This is a genomic window from Christensenella sp. KGMB01412, assembly GCF_055522415.1.
The window spans coordinates 393,602-418,008 of record NZ_JBVFVW010000003.1; the positions used below are offsets into that span (position 1 = coordinate 393,602).

Genomic DNA, 24,407 nt, shown 5'->3' on the forward strand with positions numbered 1-24,407 from the left:
AGGGATATGTGGATATGGAGATAAAGGCTGTATGCGCGGCGTTTTTCAGCGCGACGGGAACGACGAAAAAAATCGTATGGGAAATTGCAAAGGAAATTGCGGTTGAGCTGAAAATAAGCCTGCGGGAATTTGACTTTACCCTTCCTCAGGCACGTAGAAATCCGCCGGTTTTTTCAGAAAACGAAATCGTGGTATTTGGCACGCCCGTATACGCAGGGCGTGTGCCCAATGTTTTGCTCCCATACCTTGCTGCGATAGAGGGAAACGGCGCGGTTGCCGTGCCTGTCGTTGTTTATGGGAACCGTGATTTTGACGACGCGCTGATCGAACTGCGGGATATCCTGCTAAAAGGCGGCCTTAAGCCCCTTGCTGCGGCAGCATTTGTGGGGGAGCATTCTTTTTCCGACCGTCTTGCAAAAGGCAGGCCGGACGCGGAAGACCTGCGTTTTGCTCGTGGGTTTGCAGAGCAGGCTGTGCAGAAGTTACGTCACGGCCGGCAGGCAGAGGAGCTTTTTGTCAAAGGCGTGCCGCAGCCATACAGGGGTTATTACCAGCCGCGGGACAGGAAAGGAAGCCCTGTCGATATCAGGAAGGTGAAACCATTGACGGGCAAGGAGTGCGACGCGTGCGGGTTGTGTGTTAAGCTTTGCCCGATGGGCTCGATCAGCAGTGGGGATGTGAGCGGCTTTACCGGTATTTGTATCAAGTGCGGGGCATGTATCAAAGGATGTCCGCGGCACGCGAAGTATTACGATGACGAAGGCTATCTTTACCACCGCCATGAACTGGAAGAAGGGCTGAAAAGGCGGGCGCAGCCGGAACTGTTTTTATAGGGGAAAATTATGCCGATTATTGACGCAAATGATATCAGCGATTTATTGCAACGCACCTTAAACAGTGTGGATGAAAGGATTGTGGGGCACGGAAAACGCGTATCTTTTATTGTGTCGCGTATGCTTGAGGCGCAGGGCGTATACACGCAAAAGGAAAAGCAGGAAATATGTTTTTTGGCATTGCTGCATGATGTGGGGGCATATAAAACAGAAGAGATCGATCAAATGCTGCGGTTTGAAACGGAAAATATCTGGGAACATTCCATTTATGGATATTTATTCCTTTTGTACCTTTCGCCGCTTACGAAATTTGCCCAGGCAGTGTTGTTTCATCATTTAAGCTACGACAAACTCAGGGAGACCAAAACGGACTGTAAAGATATCGCTCAGATATTGCATTTGGCAGACAGGGTGGATATTTTTAACGAGCATGAGCCAAAGAGAAAAGAACTTTTAAAGGAACACCTGGAACGTTCAAGCGGGAGCAGGTTTTCTCCGGAAGTACTCAGTTTATTTTGGAAAGCGGATGAAAAATACCATATTTGGGATGGCCTGGAAGACGATATCGATTTCCACAGCATGATCGGTGAAGTGGCGTTTTCACAAAAAACGATCAGGATGTATCTTAATATGATCGTGTTTACGATAGACTTCCGCAGCCACCACACGGTTACGCATACGGTAACAACAACACAGATCGCCTTTCGTACGGCGCAGCTGATGGGGGTTGACCAGGACACCTTAAGGAAGATTTATTATGGCGCGATGCTGCACGATCTTGGGAAAGTTGGCGTTCCGGTCGAGATACTCGAATTTCCCGGAAAACTGAGCGCACAGGCGATGCGTGTTATGCGTACCCATGTGGATATCACTGGGGCGATTCTTGCGGACAGCTTTGATCCGGTGATTACACAGATCGCGCTGCGCCACCACGAGAAACTGGACGGCTCTGGGTACCAGCGCGGACTTATGGCGAGGGACCTGACAATACCGGAACGGATTGTCGCGGTATCGGATATTGTAAGCGCTCTTTACGGTACGCGCAGCTATAAGGAATCCTTTCCAAAAGAAAAGACGCTTCACATAATCCAAAAGCAAAGCGGCGAAGGCCTGATCGATAAGACCGTTGTCGCAGTAATCTCTGATAATTTTGATTCCATCATGGAGACGGTAAAAGAACGGTGCAAGCCGGTATGGGAGCTCTATCATAAAATGCAGGACGAGTACAGGCGCCTTATGGAGCAATATGCAGGCACAGCCCTGTCCACAAGCGCCGGAAAAACGGATTTTGCTTGACGCACAGTTGCGGCAATGTTATGATAGCGGTAACCAAAAATAAAGGAGACAGGCGGATGCGTAATATTTCTTGCTAAATCATGAATATGAATAGGGTGATCCAAAAACGAAGGAAACCGTTTGTTGTGATGCCCATGCAAGAAAGTTACGAAAATCTGTAAAACTGTTCTGGCTCCGGGGAAAAGCTGCCCGGAGCAAATCGCGGCATTTTTTAAAGCCTGCGGGAAAGTTAACTTTCTTGCAGGTTTTTTTATACTCTTTTACAAACAGGAGGAATATTTTATGTCGTTAATTCATATATCAAACCTTACATTTTCCTACGACGGAAGTTACGATACAATTTTTGACGATGTATCCTTTCAAATGGATACAAACTGGAAGCTGGGCTTTACGGGGAGAAACGGATGCGGAAAAACCACATTTCTCAGGCTGCTTTCAGGAAAGCTGGAATACCGCGGGAGCATATCGGCGCCGGTGTCGTTTGATTACTTTCCGTTTCCCATAGCAGATAAAACGCTGACTACGCTTGAAGTAGCGCAGGGTATTGCAGAATTTGAACCGTGGCAGCTGGAACGTGAACTATCACTTTTGCAGGTGGCGGAGGATGTGCTTTCAAGGCCTTTTGAAACGCTGAGCAACGGCGAGCAGACAAAGGTTCTGCTTGCAGTGCTGTTTTTGCAGCAAGATCATTTTTTGCTGATTGACGAGCCAACAAACCATCTCGATCAGGCGGCGCGCGAAATCGTAGGCAATTATCTGCGGAGCAAACGGGGATTCATACTGGTGTCGCATGACAGGGCATTTTTGGATTCCTGTATCGATCATATTCTATCGATCAATAAAACAAATATCGAAATACAAAACGGGAATTTTTCTTCATGGATGGAAAACAAAGAGCGGCAGGACAGCTATGAGTTAAACCAGAATGAACGGCTCAAAAAAGAAATCAAGCGCCTTACGGAGACTGCCCATCAAAAGGCAAACTGGGCGGACAAAGTGGAAAAAACAAAAAAAGGAACAAGGATTGCCGGCCTCAGGCCGGACAGGGGCGCAATCGGGCATAAGGCCGCTAAGATGATGAAACGCGCCAAAAGCACGGAAGACCGGTCACAACGGGCGGTAGAGGAAAAATCAAAGTTACTTAAAAATTTGGAGCGGGCAGACGATTTAAAACTGATCCCGCTGGCGCATCACACGCAAAGGCTTGCAGAGCTTAAAGATGTTTCGGTTTCTTATGGTGATAAAACAGTATGCAAAAATGTGAGCTTCACGTTAAATCAGGGAGACCGTATTGCGCTTTCCGGAAAAAACGGGTGTGGAAAAACAAGCATACTGAAGCTTTTTTGCGGGCAGCCGGCCCTGCATGGCGGTACATTTTTCCTTGCATCAAACCTTGTGATTTCTTATGTCCCGCAGGATGCTGCGTTTTTATCGGGAAGCCTCGAAGCATTTGCACGGGAGACAGAGAACGAAACGCTGTTTATGACGATGCTGCGTAAAATGGGTTTTCCGAGGGTACAGTTCGACAAAAATATGGAAGAACTGAGCGAGGGGCAGCGAAAGAAAGTACTTCTTGCAAAAAGCCTGTGTGAGAGGGCGCATCTTTATGTGTGGGATGAACCATTAAATTTTATCGATGCGATCTCAAGAATACAGATCGAACAAATGATCAAAAAGTCCGGAGCAACAATGCTTTTTGTAGAACACGACCGCAGTTTTGAAGAAACGGTCGCAACGAAAACAATAAAATTATAATGTATACTTTTGACAGGGAGTTTGATAAAATAATATGGTACTAAAAAAGTAATATATCATAGACTGGTCTGGTTCCACAACGGGCCGAGGGATTGTAATATGTATGGCATAAAACCAAATTGCGCTATCCCTGCAAAAGGAGAAATGGTGTGAATGCGTTGGAACAAAGAGCAGTCGATTTTATGAATCGCCTGCAAAAGGCTTATTATGAAGAGCGGGACCTTGCTGCGACCATAGGCATGCTGGACAGGGATGTCCAGTGGATAGGTACGGGCGAAGGAGAAGAATGCAACGGGATTGAAGAAGCAAGGCTCTTTTTGGAAAATGAATGGAAGGAATTCAAAGGCTCGTTTACAATATTAAACAGCAGGTATTGGGCGTCGGCCCTCGGGGAAGGGCTTTGTGCCTTGCAGGGACTCGTATGCGTCAAAGAAAATGCCAGCGACTGCGACATCATGGAGCTGCCTGTACGTATATCGGCGGTGTGCATAGAGCGTAACGGCGAGATAAAGCTGCGCCAGCTTCATATTTCGCTTGCCAGCAGCGACCAGGCGGCGGAGGAATTTTTTCCCCGTATCTTTACGAAAGAGCAGACGGAATTTCTCAAAAATATGCTGGACGAGCAGACAACGAAGCTCAAGGAACGAAGCCTTGACCTCGAGGCGCTTACCAACAACATTCCGGGCGGCGTAATTTGTTGTGACTATACGCCGGAGCTGGATCTTTTGCAATTCAGCGAAGGGTTTCTTTCGATGTTTGGGTATACGAGGGAAGAGATCATGGATCGCTTCCACGGCAGGTTCGCGCCCATGATTTATGAAAAGGACCTCAAAAAGGCATGGGCAGATGCAAAAGAACAACTCGAACGGCAAAATACCAAAGAAATTGAATACAGGGTAGTATGTAAGGATGGCAGCCTTATGTGGGTGCTTGACCGGGGGCAGCTTGTGGAACGTAACAACGGGAAACGGGTGTTTTATTGTATTCTGATGGATATTACCGAAAATAAGAAGGCACGGGAAGAACGCAGGCTTTCTGTTGAACGCCACCAGATCATCCTGGACCAGTCCACTGATATTATCTTTGAGTGGGATATCAAAAACGACGACCTTTTTTATTCTTCAAACTGGGAGAAGAAGTTTGGCTACAAACCGATTAAGGAACGGGTAAGCGAGGACTTGCTGCTGCGTTCCCACGTGCATCCCAAGGACGTCGTTTTACTGGATAAGATCATCAGGGAAATGAAACAAGGCGTCGTATATTCGAAAACGGAAATCCGCATCGCGAAGCAGGACGGAAATTATCTGTGGTGCCGCGTGCGGGCGACGCTGCAAACTGATGAAAATGGCGCGCCGGCAAAAGTAGTAGGCGTAATCATTGATATCGATCAGGAAAAACGGTATGCAAAGATGATGCAGGAGCGTGCGGAACGCGACGTGCTCACCGGGCTTTATAACAAAGGTGCGGTGCAGGCAATGGTTGAAAAAAAACTGGAGGAACTCGGCAAGAATGCGCGCGCCGCCTTTATGATTATCGATGTGGATAATTTCAAGATGATCAATGACGTCTACGGACACCTGAGCGGCGATGCAATGCTTGCTGATGTTGCCGGTATCCTCCAGAACATGTTTCGCGAGGGAGACGTTGTTGGACGCGTCGGCGGGGATGAGTTTACTGTTTTCCTAGGGAATATACAGGAACGCGAAAATGCAGGACAGCGGGCGAGAGACATTTTGAGCGCATTTGAAGGATTGCTTGGCGCAGGGAGCGGGCGGCATCATCTCTCGTGCAGTATTGGTATAGCAATGGCGCCTGAGGACGGCACTGATTTTTATACATTGTATAAAAATGCGGATGTCGCGCTGTACAATGCCAAAACAGAGGGGAAATGCACCTTCTCGTTTTATTCTCCAATACTTCCTGATTTTGATGAGAAGGAACAGGTCGGACGAGCAAGCTATCTTGGGGCGGCCATTGATTCCAATCACAGCGGCAGGGGAATGAACCAGGAACTTGCGGAATATGTATTCCATACTTTGTACCAGACGGAGGATATAGAAAAGGCCATTCCGCTTATTTTGGAGATTGTCGGCAAGAAGTTTGACGTTAGCAGGGCTTATATTTTTGAGAATTCAGAGGACGGCGCCACCTGTAGCAATACCTTTGAATGGTGCGACGATGGTATCCTGCCGCAAATAGATGTGCTGCAAAATATAGATTATGTTCAGCTCGATTATTTTGAAGAAAATTTCAACGAGGATGGGATTTTCTATTGTAAAGATGTGGATAAGCTGTCCCCAAAACAACAGGAATTATTAAAAAGCCAGGGCATCAAATCCATGCTGCAGTGCGCGATCAGGGACGACGGGAAGATAAAAGGCTTCGTCGGCTTTGACGAATGCAGTGAAAACCGGTTTTGGACGAAGGAGCAGGTGAATACGCTTTCGCTTGTGGCTGCGGTTCTAAGCGTGTTCCTGCTCAAGGAACGGGCGCATGTCCGCACGGAAGAAGTGCTCAGGGCGTTGGAAACGATACTCGATTATCAGGATTCATGGATTTATGTGGTAGAAAAAGATACGCATAAAATTTTATATGCAAACAAGCGCACCAAGGAAAACGTACCGGGTATCGGGGTGGGGGAAAAATGCTGCAAGGTGTTTTTCCAGACGGACAAGCACTGTGATAACTGCCCGGGCGGAAAGCTTACGCAAGACGATAAAAAAGCGGAAGCGGAAATATTCAGTGAAATACTGGATAGAAAGGTTATGGCGAAGGCAAGGAGTATTCCGTGGGTTGGCGGCAAGGAAGTGTTTTTGATGATTTGCGACGACGTCAGCCAAGAATCGTGATTGACGATACAGTCCTTTTTCCATTACAATAGGACGTATGGGATACAATAGAAATTTTGATTTTAAAGTAGAAGCAGTGGACGGCTTTTCAAGGGCAAGGACAGGCGTATTGAAAACGCCGCACGGCGAGATCAAGACACCGGTTTTTATGCCTGTCGGTACGCAGGCAACGGTCAAGGCCATGACAAACGACCAGGTGCTCGAATGCGGCGCGCAGATCATTCTTGGCAATACCTATCATCTGTACATGCGCCCGGGGCACGAACTGATACGCGAGGCAGGGGGCCTGCACCAGTTTATGAACTGGAAAAAGCCGATCCTGACGGACAGCGGCGGATTCCAGGTGTTCAGTCTTGGAGACCTGCGTAAACTGACGGAGGAGGGGGCTGCGTTTCAGTCCCACCTTGACGGTTCGCGCCATATGTTTACGCCGGAAAAGGTAGTGGCCATACAGGAAGCGCTTGGTTCCGACATCATGATGGTGCTTGACGAATGTACGCCGTATCCTGCGGATTTTGCATATACAAAGCATTCTATGGAGCGTACGCACCGCTGGGCAAAGCGTTGCAGGGACGCGCAGCAAAACGATAAGCAGGCGTTATTTGGCATCGTGCAGGGCGGGATGTATCCGGAACTGCGCAAAATCAGCGCTGAGGAAATCGCGCGGCTTGATTTTATCGGTAATGCGATAGGCGGGCTTTCCGTGGGAGAGCCTAAGCCGATGATGTACGAAATGCTGGATGCGGTGACTGAAATCCTTCCTGAGGATAAGCCCCGTTACCTCATGGGTGTTGGCAGTGCGGATTGCCTTGTGGAGGGTGTTGCACGCGGGGTAGATATGTTCGACTGTGTTTTGCAAACGCGCATAGCGCGCAATGGCACTGCGCTTGTGCGCAATGGCAAGCTTGTGATACGCAACGCGGAATATGCAAAGGACTTTCGTCCGATTGATGAATCGTGCGATTGTTATGCGTGCAGGAACCATACGCGGGCGTATATCAGGCATCTTGTCAAGACAAACGAAATATTGGGAGCCATTCTCCTGTCCATCCATAATACGCGTTTCACCATCAGGCTGATGGAGGAAATACGAGGACATATCCAAACAGGGACGTTTGAAGAGTTCAGGCGCGAATTTATGGCTGATTTCCAGATATAATGGGAAAAAATTATTGACTATTAGGCGCGCAAACGATATTATAGTCTATAGTACTTTTTTGAAAAATGAAAGGCGGTAATTAAGGTATGCCAACAGGATGTGTAAGTGGAACGGCGGATGCTGCAGGAACGGCGGCAAGCGGCGGAAACAGTATGCTGATGATGCTCTTCCCGATCTTGCTGATCGTGGTGTTCATCGTTTTGATCATTGTTCCGAACAAAAGGAAAGAAAAACAGTTTAAGAATATGCTCGGCAACTTGCGTATCGGCGACATGATTAAGACAATCGGCGGTTTTTACGGCAAGGTTGTTGCGATTAAGGAAGACCTCATTACGATTGAATGCGGTCCGGATAAAACAAAGCTGGTTCTCGCAAAAGGCGCAATCGCTTCTGTAGAAAGTTTTGAAGAGGGTAAAGAAATCCCGGACAAAACGGACGAAAAGAAAGATAAATCAGACGATAGCGATAAAAAGGACGATAAAGCGGACGAAAAGAAAGAAAATTCCAAGAGCGCGAAAAAGGGAAAATAAGCCGGATCAAGCAAAACTTGAAATTTTTGTAAACTTATGGTAAAATACAAAAGTCGAAAATTTCCAAGGAGGAATTTCTTAGATGAAGCATATTAAGACGATTACAAAGAGTAATCTGAAGGATACTTTACGCACAGGCGGTTGCGGCGAATGCCAGACATCCTGCCAGTCTGCTTGCAAAACGTCCTGTACGCTTGCAAACCAGAAATGCGAGAAGAAAGACTGAGTTATTTGTATCAAAGTGGTGGCGGCATTGTAAAATATGCCGTCATTTTTTTCGCCAAACGAAGGGCACACGGGTAAGCAGTATGTTCCGCCCGTGAAGCGACGAAGGAGCGCTGGTAAGGTATGGTTCACTTAATCGAATTTTGCGGGCATTATGTGGCGCTGGATGTGGAATCCGGCTCGGTGCACGCAATCGATCGCACCGCAATGAGTGTATTGACATTCAAGAATGCGGGGAAAACAAACGAGCAAATAGTAAATGATCTTGGCGAGGAAGCGCGCGAGGTGCTTGAAGAAATCGACGAGCTGACCAGGCAGGGATTATTATATTCACAATGCGAAATAGACGCAAAGAATGCAAAGTTTAACACGCCCGTCGTTAAGGCGCTGTGTCTGTTGGTGGCGCAGGATTGTAACCTGCGTTGCTCCTATTGCTTTGCAGATACAGGGGAATATCACGGTAAACGGGCGCTGATGGATATTGAGACCGCAAAGGCTTCCATTGATTTTCTGATCAGCCACAGTGAAAACAGGAAGAACCTGGAGGTGGACTTTTTCGGCGGGGAGCCGCTGATGAATTTTGACGTGGTGAAAAAGACGGTGGAATACGGCAGGGAGCAGGAAAAGCTGCATGGCAAAAATATCCGCTTCACACTTACGACAAACGCCTACCATGTGACGGACGAAATGGCGGAGTTTATCAACCGTGAGATGAAAAATGTTGTGATCAGTATGGACGGCAGGAAAGAAGTTCACGACAAAATGCGTAAAAACGTGGCCGGCGAAGGCAGCTACGATAGAGTGCTCAAAAACGCCCACAAAATCATTGACGGGCGCGGCGGCAGGGAATATTATGTGCGGGGAACCTATACGGCTGAAAATATGGACTTTTCAAACGACGTATGCGCAATCGCGGACGCCGGATTTGACCAGATTTCCGTCGAGCCTGTAGTGACGGGGGAAAGCTATGCAATCCGTGCGGAGGATATCCCGCAGTTAAAGCATGAATATGAAATACTTGCACGTGAATACATCAAACGTGATAAGGCGGGGAACGGATTCAACTTCTTCCATTTTATGATCGACCTCAACAGCGGGCCGTGCCTTAATAAGAGGCTGCGAGGCTGTGGGGCGGGCAGCGAATATCTTGCCGTTGCGGCGGATGGAAAGCTGTATCCGTGCCATCAGTTTGCCGGAATGGAAGATTTTTATATGGGAAGCGTTTTTGACGATGAAGTAAATCAGGATATCAAAAAAGAATTTATCGATACGCATGTTTTTACAAAAGAGGGCTGCAGCGAATGCTGGGCAAAGTATTATTGCTCGGGCGGCTGCGCGGCAAACTCCTACCATGCGACAGGGGATATCCGCAAACCGTATAAAATCGGCTGCGAGACCGAGAAAAAACGAATCGAGACGGCAATCGCGATCAAAACATTTGAGGAGGACCTATTATGATCTGTAAGGTAAAGGGACATACGCCCAAGATTGATCAAACAGCGTTTGTACATAAGAGCGCCGTAGTAACAGGCGATGTGGTACTGGGAGAAAACGTCGGAGTCTGGCCCTGCGCAGTGCTGAGAGGGGATATGGACCGCATTACGATCGGCAACTGCAGCAACGTTCAGGATAACAGCGTGCTGCATACGGATACCGGCCTGCCGCTTGTGATTGGCGAAAGCGTGGTGATCGGGCATAACGTGAACCTGCATTCGTGCACGATTGGCGACCACAGCCTGATAGGGATCGGCGCAGTGGTTCTCAACGGCGCAAAGATCGGCAAAGGCTGCCTTGTGGGCGCGGGTTCGCTTGTGACGCCGAATAAGGAATTTCCGGATGGAAGCGTAATCATGGGCTCGCCCGCAAAGGTAGTCCGTCAGGTAAACGAGGATGACATAGACCACCAGCAGGAGCTTGTGGACTATTACATGGCTGAAGCAAAGGAATACAAAGAGACGGAAGAAGAATTATAAAGGCAATCGGTAAGGGCGGATATCCCACGGGATATCCGTTTTTTTATGCAAACTTGTCTTTGAGCGATTTTTTCGATATAATAATAACGTTAATTGTTTGGGAATCATCATAAAAAAGGGGAGTATGTATGGAGTTTAGTTGGGGAGTTGTTTTTTCTTTTATTGGCTATTTTATTTTTGTTTTACTAATTGGTTTTTATTTCTACAAAAAGTCGTCCAACCTGTCCGATTATATGCTTGGAGGCAGGGGACTCAATCCTGCGGTGGCGGCGCTTTCCGCACAGGCGTCAGACATGAGCGGATGGCTGCTGATGGGCCTGCCGGGCGCGCTCTACCTGTCCGGCATGAGCGAAGTTTGGCTGGGAATCGGCCTTGCAATCGGCTCGTATTGTTCGTGGCTTGTGGTGGCAAAACGCCTGCGCCAGTATTCGTTTGTGGCAGGGGATTCCATCACGGTCCCGCAGTTTTTCGAAAACCGCTTCAAGGACGATAAGGGCGTGCTTCGCTTCATCAGCTCCGCGGTTATTTTGGTGTTTTTTACATTTTATGTCGTATCCGGCTTTGTTTCAGGCGGAACGGTGTTTACCGCTGTTTTCCCGGGTATGGATTATACGGTTGCAATGGTGATTTGCGCGGCGGTCATTATCGCGTATACGTTTATGGGCGGTTTTAAGGCGGTCTGCTGGACAGACTTTTTCCAGGGAATGCTGATGCTCGTGGCGATTTTTGTGGTGCCGCTGGCTGCAATGGGCAAGCTTGGCGGCCCGCAGGAAGCGATCAATGCAGCAAACAACATCGCTCCCGGGTTCCTGGATCCGTTCACCAATACGGACGGAACGCCGCTTAATCCCATGTCGCTCATTTCAAACCTTGCATGGGGGCTTGGCTATTTCGGTATGCCGCATATCATTATCCGCTATATGGCAATCAAGGAACCGCGCATGATCAAAACGTCAAGAAGGATCGCGACAAGCTGGAATGTACTTGCGCTTGCGGGGGCAATCATGGTTGGTATTGTCGGCAGGCTGTACCTTGGAGATATGTTTACGGACGCCGCGGGCGCGCAAACCGTGTTCCTCGTGATGGCGGGCAACCTTTTTGTACCGGTCATTGCCGGAATCCTGCTTTCCGCGATCCTTGCGGCGGTAATGAGCACGGCGGATTCGCAGCTATTGGTTGCGTCGTCGGCGATTACAGCGGATATTTATGAAAAGGTGGCAAAGAAAAAGCCAACCGAGAAAAAGCTGATGTGGATCGGAAGGATCGGCGTAATCGTAATCGCGGTTATCGCGGCGGTTCTGGCGCGGGATCCGCAGACCTCCATTATGTCGGTTGTGTCCTTTGCATGGGCAGGCTTTGGCAGCGCCTTCGGGCCGGTTGTCCTGCTCGCGTTGTTCTGGAAGCGCACTACGAAAAATGGAGCGCTGGCAGGTATGGCGACAGGGTTTGCAATCGCAATCATATGGAATAATTTCCTCGCGGGCCCAACCGGGCTGTATGAGCTCGTTCCAGGCTTCTTCTTAGGGCTGCTTGCCTGCGTGATCGTAAGCCTGCTCGATAAAAAGCCTTCGGCAGAAATCGAACGGGAATTTGAAGCTGCAAAGGTGAGCCAGAGTTAAAGTAAAGGCAGGAAGGGGGCGGAGTAATCTGCTCCTTTTTTTGAAGAGAATTTTTCATGATGAATCGATGTACGGTATGGTATACTAAACACAGGTGATTGAATTTGGATAAAACAGAGTTTTCCATCGAAAAAAGCAGACAGCTCATTGAGAATGCCCTTGGAATCGATTGCTTCATAGTGGATACGAAGACAGAGTGGACTCCGGATAATGGACTGTGCAGCGAATGCCTTGAATTGCAAAAGAAATACGGCATTGAGAAGGAATGCGCGGGACTTCATGCGGCAAGCGCCTTCCAGTCTGAAAAGTGGGGCGGAAAGTACGAGTATCTCTGCCCGCTTGGATTGTGCTTCATTGCGAGCGGCGTACCGGTTGAAATCGAACTGCGCTATGCTATTATGGTCGGCCCTTTTTTGATGGTAAATATGGAAGAATTTAAAGGGGAAGACCTTCCCAATATGTACCATGACAAGGACGCTTCAAGTTTGGTAAAGCTGGCGCGTCAGGTGCCATATATTCCCTGCCACCGGGTGGCGTATCTGGCGGACATGATCAACATTGTCGCAAAAAGCACAGCATCGTCTATCCGTTCGGGAAACCAGATCAGGATGGAAACAGAGGATACCGAGTTCATGATGCACAGCCTGATATACGAGCACAAGGATTTGAAGGGGATCATGGAGACTCAAATGGAGCTCGAAAAAAAGCTCCTGAACCAGATCAAGCTCAAAAACCGCGAGAAATCGCAAAAGCTTTTGAACGAGATACTGGGCAGCATCTATTTTCACTCGTTTGGGAATCTTACGATTATCAAAGCGCGCGTCACAGAGCTTGTCGTTGGGCTTTTGCGCGAGGCGATTTCGACCGGAATCGGCATTGAGAACGTATTTGCGCTTTCGGGCGATTATATTGGCGAGATACAGAAATTTGACAATATCAGGGAGCTGAACGAGTGGCTTACCAAGGTATTGAACAGTATCATGTTCTCCGTTTTTCCAACGGGGCATGTACGCCTTGCAGGGATTGTGGAAAAGGTAAAAGCGTATATCGGCGAAAACTACATGAAGAAAATATCACTGAATGAGCTTGCGGCACTGGCTGGTTTTTCCGTCTCTTATCTCAGTAAAATATTCAAAGAGGAAACGCAGAAAAGCATCAGTGCCTACATCAATTATGTGCGGATTGAGAATGCGAAGAAGCTTCTTACCACCACGGATATTTCCCTTGTAGACCTTGCGTATATCGTCGGGTTTGAGGAACAGAGTTATTTTACCAAGGTATTTAAAAAATTGGAAGGCATTGCGCCCGGAAAGTACCGGGACAGCACGGCAAGGCTTATCCCGTAAAAGAGAAAAACGCGGCGCAGGAATGCGCCGCGTTTTTTGATGGAATGGTTAACTTTGCTTGATAAAAGTTCCCTCATTGAGTTCGTCAAAGGCCGCGTCAAGTTCCTCCGGCGTATTCATGACGATTGGGCCGCCCCATGCCACAGGCTCTTGCAGCGGTTTTCCGGCAAAGAACGCAAAGCGCACGCCCGTTTCTCCCGCGCGCACTGAAAAACCGGAATCGTGTGAGAACAGCGCTGCGGTTTTGGCGGGTATAAGCGTATCCTTGTTGCCTCCAAAACAGGCGCTGCCTTCAAACAGGTAGACAAACACATTTTTTTCAATATCGGTTTCAAATGAAAGCGTTTGCCCGGCGTCAACGGAAATATCGAGCACATCCGCCTTTACATATTCTCCCTGTGCCTGACCGTGCGTACCCTCAAAATCGCCGCCGATGATGCGGATGGTGGCGTGTTCCTTTTCAATCGTTGTAGTGATATCGCTGGTGATATCGAAATATTTGGGAGTAGTCATTTTATGCGCTCTGGGAAGATTGATCCACAGCTGGAAGCCCAGCATACGCTCGCATGCCTGGGGCATTTCCTGATGCAAAACGCCGCTGCCTGCCGTCATCCACTGGCAGCCTCCGTCACAGATACTGCCCTTGTTTCCCATACTGTCGCTGTGTTCAATATCTCCTTCGATCAGATAGGTGAGCGTTTCGATCCCGCGGTGGGGATGCCACGGAAACCCTTTGATGTAATCTGCCGGGTTATCGGAATCGAACGCGTCCAGCATGAGAAAAGGATCAAAATCCTCCACGTCCCGGTTACTGATTACACGAACAAGATTCACACCCGCGCCGTCCTGCGTATGAATGCCTTTCACTGTTTTGATTATATTTCTGTTTGCCATAGCGAATACTCCTTTTCTTATTACTATATTGATAAACAGGATGCAGGCAATTTATCGAATTAATGATCAAAATATGGATATCCTTGCGCCGTGGGGTATAATAAAGAAAATGAGATGTGGAGGGAACAGGATGAAAAAGATCATTATCGACTGCGATCCCGGACACGACGACGCGGTTGCGCTTCTTTTGGCAACGCGCTTAAGGGAACTGGATATCCTTGGCGTAAGCGTTGTGGCTGGCAACAGCAGCCTGAGGAATACGCTTCAAAATGCGCGGGACATTCTGGCGTTTGCAGACGCGTCGGATATTCCCGTCTATGCGGGATGCGGGCGCCCGTTAAAACGTGACCTTATGAACCAGTCGGGCCGGAAAATTCACGGGGAAAACGGCCTTGGCGGGAAACTGCTTGAGGTGGACGCGCCTGCGGCGCAGGAAAAACATGCGGTGGACTTTCTGGTGGATACTTTATGTGCGGCGCACGAAAAGATAACGCTCGTGTGCCTTGGCCCGCTCACCAATATTGCGCAGGCGTTCCTTCGTGAGCCGCGTTGCATGGCTGGAATCGACAGGCTTGTTATTATGGGAGGCGCGGTACGCGCGCCGGGAAATATTAATTCCGCGGCGGAATTCAACTTTTATATCGATCCTGAAGCTGCAAAAATCGTGGTTGAAAGCGGCTGCAGGATTACGCTTGTTCCGCTTGACGTAACGATGAAGGCAATGTTTTTTGAAGAGGAGATCAACGAACTGAAAACAAGCGCGAACAAGCTTGCCGCGCTTGTGGGCGAGCTGCTTGGATTTTATGCGGGGACTTACGAGGAAGAATTGGGATTTTATGCCTGTCCTGTCCACGACGCGCTGTGCATAGCCGTGTTTGCTGATCCGTCGCTGGTTGCATACGAGCAGGCTGCGGTGAAGGTCAGCATCGAAGGGATTACGGCAGGAGAAAGTGTGGCGGACTTGTACCGGACATGGCCGGAAAAGCCTGGCGTGGAGTTTGGAACGGAGATTGACAGGGAGCGCTTTGTAGAACTGGTCAAGGAGTCTCTCGTTTTGCCGCGGGGTTGTAAAAAGCACGAATAGGATTCAGAAAGCTTACGAAAAATCATGTTTGGGGCATGGAAATCGTATTATATATATAGCATCAAGCAAATGAAAGGATGGTCCGAAACATGACGGAGAAATATTATTTGGGATATAAGGAAGTGCCTTATGACGATTTCCAGAGGGCACGGAACGCAGCGGAGCAGGAGGGTAACACGATTGCAAAGAAGCTGCAAACAGGAGAATATGAACTAAGCAATGGAATTATTGTTAAGGGAAACAAAAATGGGGGATTCAACCGCATCGAAGACGGCGAAGCCCGCGAAGCATGGCAGGTTGGAACCATCAACGATTTCGTCGAGGGAGAGCCTACAGGCAATGGCGAAGGTTTGTTTTTCTTCAAGGAATAGCAACAAAAAGCGTGGGGAACTCCGGCGGAATCGCCGGAGTTTTTTGTATTGCCGTGTCAAAAAGATTCGTAAGGATTGGTGCAGCCGGTAATATCAAAAAAATAAATTGTATGATATAATATTAAAGTTATGAATATACCACAGGCATTGGAATTCAACTCCATATTGGAACGGCTTGCCGGGAAGGCGGTATCGCCTGCGGGAGCGCAGGCTGCAAGGCAGTTGCAGCCGGAAGGCACACTGCAGGCTGCCCAGTTTTTGATGAAAAAAACGATGGAGGCGGAGACGCTGCTGATCAAGCGGCCGAATTATCCATTGTGTTCGTTCAGCAATATCGAAGCGGAGCTGAAACGTATGAGAACGGGCGCGAGTCTTTCGTGCGCCGAAATATTACGAGTCACGAGCGTTTTTCGTGCGGCGAAAATGGCAGCCCCGCTTGCTAAGGACGAGGGGGCGGAGATCATACCCGGCATAGCGCGCGGACTCTATTATGACGACGCGATTATAAAGCGTGTGGACGATTGTATTTTATCTGAAGAGGAACTTGCTGACGGGGCCTCCCCGGAGCTTGGGCGTATCCGCCGGGCAATCCGCAGGGAAAATGAGACGATCAAAGAAAAACTGCAGTCCATGATCCGTTCACAGGGTGAATCGAAGTATTTACAGGACGCAATCATTACGCAGCGCAACGGCAGGTATGTCGTGCCGGTCAAAGCGGAATATAAAGGCAATGTATCTGGTATTGTGCATGAAAAAAGCGCGTCAGGCGCCACGCTATTTATCGAGCCTGCGGGCGTGGTGGAGGCGAACAACCGTATCCGTGAGCTGGAGGCGGAGGAAATGCGTGAAACAGCGCGTATCCTGGCGGAGCTCACGGCAATGGTCAGTGCGTTTTCCGAAGAGTTAGAAACAGATGTGGAGCTTCTGACAGAGCTTGACGTTATCTTTGCAAAAGCATCGCTTGGGCTTGAGATGGATGCGGTTCCGGTGACCTTTAACGACCAGAAACGGCTTGAGATTAATGCGGGAAGACATCCGCTGATCGATCCGAAAGTTGTCGTTCCGGTAACGCTGCATATGAAGGACGGGGTGCGCGCTCTCATTGTAACAGGCCCGAATACGGGTGGAAAAACGGTTACGCTCAAGCTTGTGGGACTGTTTGCGGTTATGGCGCAGTCAGGGCTGTTTCTGCCTGCAAAGTCGCCTGTAAAAATGCCGGTGTTTGACGGAGTATTTGCGGATATCGGAGATGAACAAAGTATAGAGCAGTCGCTGTCCACCTTTTCCGCACATATGAAAAATATTATTTATGCGCTGCACCATGCGCATGGAGATTCCCTTGTGCTGCTCGACGAGCTCGGTGCGGGTACAGATCCGCAGGAGGGCAGCGCAATCGCTCAGGCAGTGCTTGCAGAGCTTGATGATAAGGGCTGCCAGGTGATTGCAACGACGCATATTGGAGAGCTCAAAGCGTTCGCGGGAGAGCGCGAGGGCTTTGAAAACGCAAGTATGGAGTTTAACGCAGCCACCCTCACACCGACCTATCATTTGCTCATGGGCGTTGCGGGGCGCTCAAATGCAATCATGATCTCACAGAAGCTGGGGCTTCCAACGCACGTGATCGAACGTGCAAGGGGATATATGGACAGGGAGCATGTCGAATACAGCAGGCTGATCGAGAATGCGGAGAAAGCACAGTCGCGTGCGGATCGGATGATGAGCGAGGCGCGTGAAGCCCTTGCACAGGCAAAGGAGCAGCGCCGGCGCGCGGACGAGGAAGCGAAGAAAGCCGCGGAAAGACGTAAAAAGGTTCTTGAAAAAGCGAATGAAAAGGCAATCGAGATACTCAACGACGCAAAGGAAACTGCTGAGGATGTGATCGAGGAAACCAAAAAGCTCAAAAAGCAAAATGAAGCGGATCGCACGAAGACAGTGAAAAAGGTCAGGGACCGGATCACAGACAAAAAACAGTCGATTGAAAAACATAAAAAAGTACAGAAAAGGGTAAAAACAGTGCGCCCGGAGGATATCCACACGGGCGATACGGTAACGATCCTTTCCATGGACGCGCCGGCAACCGTATTGGAGCCGCCCAATGCAAAAGGCATGGTCCGGTTGCAGGCGGGCATCATGAAGGTGGAGCTGCACTATTCGGAGCTTGCGCCCTCACAGCAGGAAAAAGGCGGCAAAAACGCTGTAAAAACATCGCATATCAGTCTGAATGCAAACAGGAGCGTACCAATGGAGCTCGACCTGCACGGACAGGCGGTGGATAATGCGCTCATTGTGCTTGATAAATATCTGGACGATGCGTTTTTGGCAGGCTACCATGAGGTAACGATTATTCATGGGCGCGGTACGGGAACGCTCAGGAACGGCGTGCAGGATTACCTGAGAACGCATCCGCATGTTGCAAGGCATCGCCTTGGAGAGTACGGGGAAGGCGGGATCGGCGTTACGATTGTTACGCTTAAATAGCGGAGGATAGGATGAAGAAAATTCTGGTCAGCGCCTGTCTTGCAGGAAAATGCTGCCGTTATGACGGCACTGCGAAGCCGGACGAACAAGTAATGCGCATGGTGCAGGAAAAAAGAGCGGTGTGTGCGTGCCCGGAAACCATGGCGGGCCTGCGCATTCCACGCCCTCCGGCTGAAATACGCGGCGGCGACGGGGATGACGTTTTACAAAAACGGGCTTGTGTTTATAATAAAGAAGGTAAGAATATTACAAAAGAATTTTTGGACGGAGCCGAAAAATTTCTGGACTTTACGCTTCGCGGAGGCTTTGAAGAGGTATGGCTGAAAGCGAAAAGCCCAAGCTGCGGCGTGACGAAAATCTATGACGGAAGCTTCAGCGGAAGGCTCAGGGATGGTTGCGGCGTGACGTGCGCAATGCTCAGAAAAAACGGCGTAAGGGTGGTCGAAGTTCCATAAAGGAGAAAAATAATGAAACAGAATATCTTGGTCATTGATGATGACAAAAACATCAGGGAGGTCGTAAAGCTCTACCTTCGCAAGGAGGGCTATGAGATTACGGAAGCTGCGGACGGCAAGCTGGGAGCGGATTTGTTTTTTGGAAAGCAATACGATCTTGTGCTGCTTGATATCATGATGCCGGTGCAGGACGGAATCGAGACGATGAAGCAGATCAGGGCAAAATCCAATGTTCCCGTCATTATGCTGACGGCAAAGGGCGAAACGTTCGACAAGGTGCTTGCGCTTGAGCTTGGCGCGGACGACTATATTGTAAAGCCGTTTGATCCCAAGGAGCTTGTGGCGCGTGTCAAGGCGGTCATACGCCGCAGCACGCAGGAGGATAAGTCGGACATCCTGGAATATCCAAATCTTAAGATCGACATGCAAAATTACCAGGTGATTTACGAAGGCAAGGAAGTACAGATGCCTCCCAAGGAGATCGAGCTGCTTTATTTCCTCGCGTCAAGGCCCAACAAGGTGTTTACGCGGGATCAGCTTTTGGAGCAGGTATGGGGATTTGAATATTTTGGGGATTCCCGTACGGTGGACGTACATATCAAACGTTTACGCGAGAAATTCAAAGACGACGAACCGTGGCAGATCAAAACGGTATGGGGCGTCGGATATAAATTCGAGGTATAAGGATATTACCGCCCGCCGAAACAGCGGCGGGCGTAAGTGTATATGATACCGTTCGAGAGACTCGAAGGCGGGCACATAAAACGCCGCGCTTCGGAGACGCGCCGTACAGTTCAAAAACCAAAACGATGTACGGCGCTCTGCATCCGCCTGTTAAAGCACAAACGTTACAACGTAGTCACGGCTGCTGAAGCTCCTCAGTGCGGTATTTTATGCGCTTGCCGAAAGCGTCTGCAAAATTTATACACATTATTGGCAAAAGCGTATGCCTGCGCCGGGTCAGTCTGTTGCATGAAAATGCCTTTGTGCACGTAAGTAAACAGGCTTTGAATGCAAGGACTGATGCGGCGTGAAATTAAGCGGCACAGCTTAAACATATCCCGAACGGTATCATGTGATAGTATAAGACGCACGGCGCTTATGTAAAAGTGGGGAATTATTTTAAAGGTTTATTTACACTTTGGTCATAAAAGGACTTTATAATCAAAAGCAGAAGAGAAAAACGCAAAACCGGGGGAACGGATGATTAAAAGCATTTTTGGTAAGATTATGCTGCTGTTTATGGTAATCATCATGGTTGCGCTTGTGATCTCAGGACTCATGATGAGCCAGGTGATCAGGAGCGCGTATCTTGACGACAGCGAGCAGCAAATGCTTGCCACGGCGGAGGATGTGCAGTCGTGGGTTTCTTTTTATGTCAATAATTCCCTTTCCATGGATCAGATTACAGGACAGATATTTGTTAAGGCAAGCACCAACCAGTATGCGATCTGGATTGTAAACAGCGATGGTACGCCATGGCTCACCATCGATATGAGCGGCGGAAAAGCAACGATAGAGCAGGAAGAAATTCAAAAATATTACGACAACATGATTGCTGAGCTCAATAAGGGAAATTCGGTCAAAATGGTGACCGAGGAAGCTAATGTTTTCAATACGCCCGTCATTACGGTAGCCTCGCCCGTCATTACAAACGACAGGGTGATTGGCTACGTTTTTGTGCATAAGCAGATCTATGGCATGGAACAATCGCTGATGGCTTTGTACCGCCAGATTATTTTGGCCGCGTGCCTGTCTGCGGCGCTTGGAATTGTGCTGACCTATATTTTCTCGCGCAGTATGCTTCGGCCGCTTGGGGTGGTGACGGTTGGAGCCCGCCAGCTGGCCAAGGGGGATTTCGATATACGCCTGAGAGTCAGCTCCAGGGATGAGATCGGACAGCTTGCCGATACGTTTAACAGCGTGGCAAAGGACCTCAAAAAATATGAAATGACGCGCGAAAGCCTTGTGGCAAACGTATCGCATGAGTTGCGAAGCCCTCTTACGTCGATCCAGGGGCTCGTACAGGGCGTTACAGACGGAACAATCCCACAGGAGGACGCAAAGCATTACCTTGACGTCGTGCTGGATGAAACGCGAAGGCTCAGCCTGCTGATCAACGAAATGCTCGATCTGTCCAAAATTGAGTCGGGCCAGTTCCCCATGGAAATGGAGAGGCTGGACCTCAATGAACAAATTTTACGCACACTGCTTTCCTTTGAGAGCAAGATTACGGCAAAAAATGTAGACGTGCAGCTCGGGCTTACGCAGGACAGGGTGTACGTGCTTGCCGACGAGAACAGGCTGATTCAGGTGTTGCACAATATCATTGAGAATGCGATCAAATTTGTAAATGAAGGCGGAGTACTGGGAATATCAACGGAAATAGAAGGGGATAATGTGCTTGTGCATATTATGAATTCAGGGGATGTGATACCAAGCGAGGATATCCCGTATCTGTTTGACCGTTTTTATAAGATCGATAAATCGCATTCCCGCGAAAAAGAAGGGACAGGGCTTGGCCTTTCTATTGTGAAAAACATATTGAAAGCGCACGGGCAAAAGATATGGGTAACATCGGATGAGAAGAATGGCACGGTCTTTACGTTTACACTGAAGAAAGTATAAAATTCTTTTAAAATTTATTCACAATTTCTTCACATTGCACAGGTAAGATGAAAGATATGAAATAATTGATACGGTATTGTATAAAAGCAACCCGAGGAGGAGAAGACAAGATGAACGAAAACGATTTTAATAACGGCATGAACGGGCAGAACCAGCCGCCCATCCAGCCGAATGTGCCACCGGTTCAGGACGCAGGAACCGCCCAAAACAGCGTCCCGCCGGTGCAGGGCAACGCCCAGGCCGCGGAGAACGCAAATCCATACGGCACCCAGCCGGTGACGAATGCACCGGGGCAGCAAAATATTCCGCCGCAGCAGGATGTTCCTCCGGGAATGGGTGGACAAAAGCCGCCGAAACAAAAGAAAAAAAGAGGAATTGGCGTAATAATAACTGCAGTCGCGGTGGCTGCGGCGCTGGTGGGCAGCCTTTTTACGGCTTTTGTGGTTATGCCGCTTGTATATGGCGGTTCGCTTGCGCCCAAGCTTCCGACCAAGCAGGAGGCAGCCCAGCAACAGGAGACGACAGGAGAGAGCCCGGAGCTCGGCGGCGACGCGAAGGCAATCGAAAATTCGCAGAATCCGGCGGTTGAGATCGCAGAGAATATTTCAGGCAGCGTTGTGGGCATTACAGCATACACAAAGCAGCTCGTTTCAGGACAGGAACCGGTTGAGCAGGCGCTTGACGCGGGTACGGGTTTTGTGATTTCGGACGACGGATATATCCTGACCAATAACCACGTAGTTGCGGACGGAAACCTCATTAAGGTTACGACGCCGGATGGACAGGAGCACGTTGCGGAAAAGGTCGGTGGCGATTCCAACACGGATATCGCGGTACTTAAAGTGGATAACCTTGGGCTCAGCGCGGTTCCGATTGGCGACAGCGATTCCGTTAAGGCGGGAGAGCTTGCAGTGGCAATCGGCAATATCCGCGGCGAAAAGTTCAATAATTCCGTTACGGTTGGGCACGTAAGCATCGTGGATAAGGAGGTCTCGCTTGACGGGATCACAATGAATATGATCCAGACGGACGCTGCGATCAACCCAGGAAACTCAGGTGGGCCGCTCGTTGGCGAGGACGGCAAGGTGGTCGGAGTAACGACAGCGAAGAAATTTTACTCCGGCATTGACGGCGACGGAAACCTTTTGAATTCCGAAGGCGTTGGATATGCGATACCGATTAATAAGGCAATCGATATCGCGCAGCAGCTTATCCAGAACGGAAGCATCCCGCGCGCGGGTATCGGTATCAGCTACAGCCCGATTTCCGAGGTGGATGCAAAGCTGTGGGGAACGCCACGCGGCGCGTTGATTGTAGATATAACGGCAGGAGGCCCTGCGGATAAGGCGGGCCTGCAGCCGAACGATGTCGTTGTGGAAATGGATGGCGTAGACCTTACGACCGGTGCAGACATGCCCGTACTTTCTGAAAAGGCGGTGGGAGATACCGTGACGGCAAAGGTGTGGCGAGAAGGAAAAGAATACGAAGTTAATTTTGTCCTGGAGGACATGAACAATCTGGGATAACCAGTATCAAAAACGCCCGCACGTTTTGTGCAGGCGTTTTGATATACAGCGCCGGAGCCTTTATGGGAGCAGGCGCAAGCCGCATATGGCAAAAAAAGCTGCAAGAGAATATGCAAACAAAAAACGCGCAAGCCGCGTTTTTTGTTTTTGAATGTGATATAATAAAAAACGGTCCATCATTGCCCGGCAGGGGTTGTTTGGTAAAATGCGGGATTTGGAAGGTTATTTGGAATGCAGGAGATTTACCTTGATAATGCGGCGACGACACAGCCGCTTGCAGAGTGTAATAAAATATATGCGGAATACGCGCAGGACGCATGGCAGAACCCTTCGGCGCTCTATGCGGGTGCGACGCGCGTGCAAAATAAAATAAACGAGGCAAAAGAAATATTGCTGCGCGCATTCGGCGGCGCGGGGCATAAATGCGTCTTTACAAGCTGTGGAACAGAAAGCGCAAACACGGTGATTCTGCGCGGAGCGCGCAAAAAAAAGGAAATGAACTACGTATGCGGCGGCGCGGAGCATCCATGCGTGGAGGAAAGCTTTAAATTCCTGCAGGAGCAGGGATTCGAAGTACGTTTTGTAAAGCCGGACAAAAGCGGCCTGATCGCTCCTGATGACGTTGCAGGGGCTGTGGATGAAAATACTGCGCTGGTAAGCGTGATGCACGTGAACAATGAAACAGGCGCGAAAAATGATGTGGAAAAAATTGCCGCGCTCATCAAGGCAAAAAACGCACAAACTTTGTTCCATGTGGACGGTGTGCAGGCGTACTGCAAGGAAAAGCTGAAAAACACAGCAAATATCGATTATTATACGGTGAGCGCCCATAAGCTTCACGCCCACAAAGGGACGGGCGCAATATTTTACCGCGAGGGGGCGCCGCTCAAGGCGTATCTGCTTGGCGGCGGACAGGAGGCGGGGCTGCGTTCCGGTACGCAGAATACGCTTGGGATATTATCCTTCGCCGCCGCTGTGGAGTATTTTGAAAAAAACGTAGAACACAGGCACTTTGAATCGCTGAGGGAAACTTTTCTGAACGCCTGTTCAAATATACCGGACCTTGTAGTGCTTTCTCCCCGGGATAAGGAGAGGGCATGCGGGCATATTGTCAATCTGGCGGTGCTGGGCGTAAATGGAGAAACGTTGTTGCACACGCTGGAGGCAGCGGGGATTTATATTTCCACTGGCTCGGCGTGCTCGTCAAAAAAAGGGAAAAACAGGATCAGGTCAGCGCTTTCGCTGACGGAAGAGGAAGCCGCGGGAGCCGTACGAATCAGCTTCTCGCCCTTTACGACAGGGGAAGAGGTTTGCCGCGCCGCGCAGGAAATTGAAAGAAATGCCGGTATACTGCGCCGGTTTACAAGAAAGTAAAGATGTTTTTGG

General features: G+C 49.3%; 21 protein-coding genes. 20 read left to right on the plus strand and 1 reads right to left on the minus strand.

Translation table 11 applies throughout. The features are described 5' to 3' along the window. Positions 1 to 14 precede the first annotated feature (14 nt). From ACS5WU_RS07390 to ACS5WU_RS07440, 11 genes are all read left to right on the plus strand, one after another. The gene (locus ACS5WU_RS07390; protein ID WP_302760120.1) at positions 15 to 833 is read left to right on the plus strand and encodes an EFR1 family ferrodoxin; all 819 of its coding nucleotides are present in this window, start codon (positions 15 to 17) and stop codon (positions 831 to 833) included. 9 nt (positions 834 to 842) lie between these two features. Beyond that, positions 843 to 2,129, plus strand: a complete 1,287-nt coding sequence (locus ACS5WU_RS07395) for an HD-GYP domain-containing protein (RefSeq protein WP_046443602.1) — start codon at positions 843 to 845, stop codon at positions 2,127 to 2,129. 282 nt (positions 2,130 to 2,411) lie between these two features. Then, positions 2,412 to 3,884, plus strand: a complete 1,473-nt coding sequence (abc-f, locus tag ACS5WU_RS07400; protein WP_465089067.1) for a ribosomal protection-like ABC-F family protein — start codon at positions 2,412 to 2,414, stop codon at positions 3,882 to 3,884. Between the two features lie 149 nt (positions 3,885 to 4,033). Next, positions 4,034 to 6,733 carry a diguanylate cyclase domain-containing protein gene (locus ACS5WU_RS07405; RefSeq protein WP_302760504.1) on the plus strand — a complete coding sequence of 900 codons (2,700 nt, stop codon included), beginning with the start codon at positions 4,034 to 4,036 and terminating at the stop codon, positions 6,731 to 6,733. Positions 6,734 to 6,770: 37 nt separating this feature from the next. After that, on the plus strand, positions 6,771 to 7,892 hold the full coding sequence (tgt, locus tag ACS5WU_RS07410; RefSeq protein WP_046443604.1) for a tRNA guanosine(34) transglycosylase Tgt: 1,122 nt from the start codon (positions 6,771 to 6,773) through the stop codon (positions 7,890 to 7,892). An 86-nt stretch (positions 7,893 to 7,978) separates the two neighbouring features. Further along, the gene (yajC, locus tag ACS5WU_RS07415) at positions 7,979 to 8,422 is read left to right on the plus strand and encodes a preprotein translocase subunit YajC (RefSeq protein WP_235811556.1); all 444 of its coding nucleotides are present in this window, start codon (positions 7,979 to 7,981) and stop codon (positions 8,420 to 8,422) included. Between the two features lie 82 nt (positions 8,423 to 8,504). Then, positions 8,505 to 8,648, plus strand: coding sequence for a six-cysteine ranthipeptide SCIFF (gene scfA / locus ACS5WU_RS07420; RefSeq protein ID WP_059108746.1), 144 nt, complete (start codon positions 8,505 to 8,507; stop codon positions 8,646 to 8,648). Between the two features lie 122 nt (positions 8,649 to 8,770). After that, a complete protein-coding gene (gene scfB, locus ACS5WU_RS07425; RefSeq protein ID WP_302760502.1) occupies positions 8,771 to 10,105 on the plus strand; it encodes a thioether cross-link-forming SCIFF peptide maturase in 1,335 nt (444 codons plus the stop codon). Beyond that, positions 10,102 to 10,620 (plus strand): gamma carbonic anhydrase family protein, encoded by a 519-nt coding sequence (locus ACS5WU_RS07430; protein WP_465089068.1) that lies wholly within the window; start codon positions 10,102 to 10,104, stop codon positions 10,618 to 10,620. Before scfB ends, ACS5WU_RS07430 begins: the two co-directional genes overlap by 4 nt. Positions 10,621 to 10,748: 128 nt before the next feature. After that, complete coding sequence (gene putP, locus ACS5WU_RS07435; RefSeq protein ID WP_046443607.1) at positions 10,749 to 12,239, plus strand: sodium/proline symporter PutP; 1,491 nt, start codon at positions 10,749 to 10,751, stop codon at positions 12,237 to 12,239. A gap of 104 nt (positions 12,240 to 12,343) precedes the next feature. Further along, on the plus strand, positions 12,344 to 13,585 hold the full coding sequence (locus tag ACS5WU_RS07440; protein WP_046443608.1) for a helix-turn-helix domain-containing protein: 1,242 nt from the start codon (positions 12,344 to 12,346) through the stop codon (positions 13,583 to 13,585). A gap of 48 nt (positions 13,586 to 13,633) precedes the next feature. Here the strand turns inward: ACS5WU_RS07440 and ACS5WU_RS07445 are convergent, their stop codons facing one another. After that, positions 13,634 to 14,479, minus strand: coding sequence for a pirin family protein (locus tag ACS5WU_RS07445; RefSeq protein ID WP_302760500.1), 846 nt, complete (start codon positions 14,477 to 14,479; stop codon positions 13,634 to 13,636). Between the two features lie 130 nt (positions 14,480 to 14,609). On the opposite strand from ACS5WU_RS07445, the gene ACS5WU_RS07450 reads away from it, so the two are divergent. The 9 genes from ACS5WU_RS07450 (at position 14,610) to ACS5WU_RS07490 (ending at position 24,395) form a co-directional block, all read left to right on the plus strand. Beyond that, positions 14,610 to 15,563 (plus strand): nucleoside hydrolase, encoded by a 954-nt coding sequence (locus ACS5WU_RS07450; protein WP_465089069.1) that lies wholly within the window; start codon positions 14,610 to 14,612, stop codon positions 15,561 to 15,563. Positions 15,564 to 15,652: 89 nt separating this feature from the next. Continuing rightward, positions 15,653 to 15,934, plus strand: a complete 282-nt coding sequence (locus ACS5WU_RS07455) for a hypothetical protein (protein WP_059108750.1) — start codon at positions 15,653 to 15,655, stop codon at positions 15,932 to 15,934. Positions 15,935 to 16,063: 129 nt separating this feature from the next. Beyond that, the gene (locus ACS5WU_RS07460; protein WP_302760498.1) at positions 16,064 to 18,412 is read left to right on the plus strand and encodes an endonuclease MutS2; all 2,349 of its coding nucleotides are present in this window, start codon (positions 16,064 to 16,066) and stop codon (positions 18,410 to 18,412) included. An 11-nt stretch (positions 18,413 to 18,423) separates the two neighbouring features. Continuing rightward, a complete protein-coding gene (locus ACS5WU_RS07465; RefSeq protein WP_465089070.1) occupies positions 18,424 to 18,867 on the plus strand; it encodes a 2-thiouracil desulfurase family protein in 444 nt (147 codons plus the stop codon). 12 nt (positions 18,868 to 18,879) lie between these two features. Continuing rightward, on the plus strand, positions 18,880 to 19,551 hold the full coding sequence (locus ACS5WU_RS07470) for a response regulator transcription factor (protein ID WP_046443613.1): 672 nt from the start codon (positions 18,880 to 18,882) through the stop codon (positions 19,549 to 19,551). Between the two features lie 519 nt (positions 19,552 to 20,070). Then, positions 20,071 to 21,495, plus strand: a complete 1,425-nt coding sequence (locus tag ACS5WU_RS07475) for a sensor histidine kinase (protein WP_465089071.1) — start codon at positions 20,071 to 20,073, stop codon at positions 21,493 to 21,495. 110 nt (positions 21,496 to 21,605) lie between these two features. Beyond that, positions 21,606 to 23,021, plus strand: coding sequence for a S1C family serine protease (locus ACS5WU_RS07480; RefSeq protein ID WP_465089072.1), 1,416 nt, complete (start codon positions 21,606 to 21,608; stop codon positions 23,019 to 23,021). Between the two features lie 62 nt (positions 23,022 to 23,083). Then, the gene (locus ACS5WU_RS07485) at positions 23,084 to 23,272 is read left to right on the plus strand and encodes a hypothetical protein (protein ID WP_059108755.1); all 189 of its coding nucleotides are present in this window, start codon (positions 23,084 to 23,086) and stop codon (positions 23,270 to 23,272) included. Then, the gene (locus ACS5WU_RS07490) at positions 23,253 to 24,395 is read left to right on the plus strand and encodes a cysteine desulfurase family protein (RefSeq protein WP_302760368.1); all 1,143 of its coding nucleotides are present in this window, start codon (positions 23,253 to 23,255) and stop codon (positions 24,393 to 24,395) included. The genes ACS5WU_RS07485 and ACS5WU_RS07490 overlap by 20 nt, the downstream gene beginning before the upstream one ends. The last annotated feature ends 12 nt before the right edge of the window (positions 24,396 to 24,407 follow it).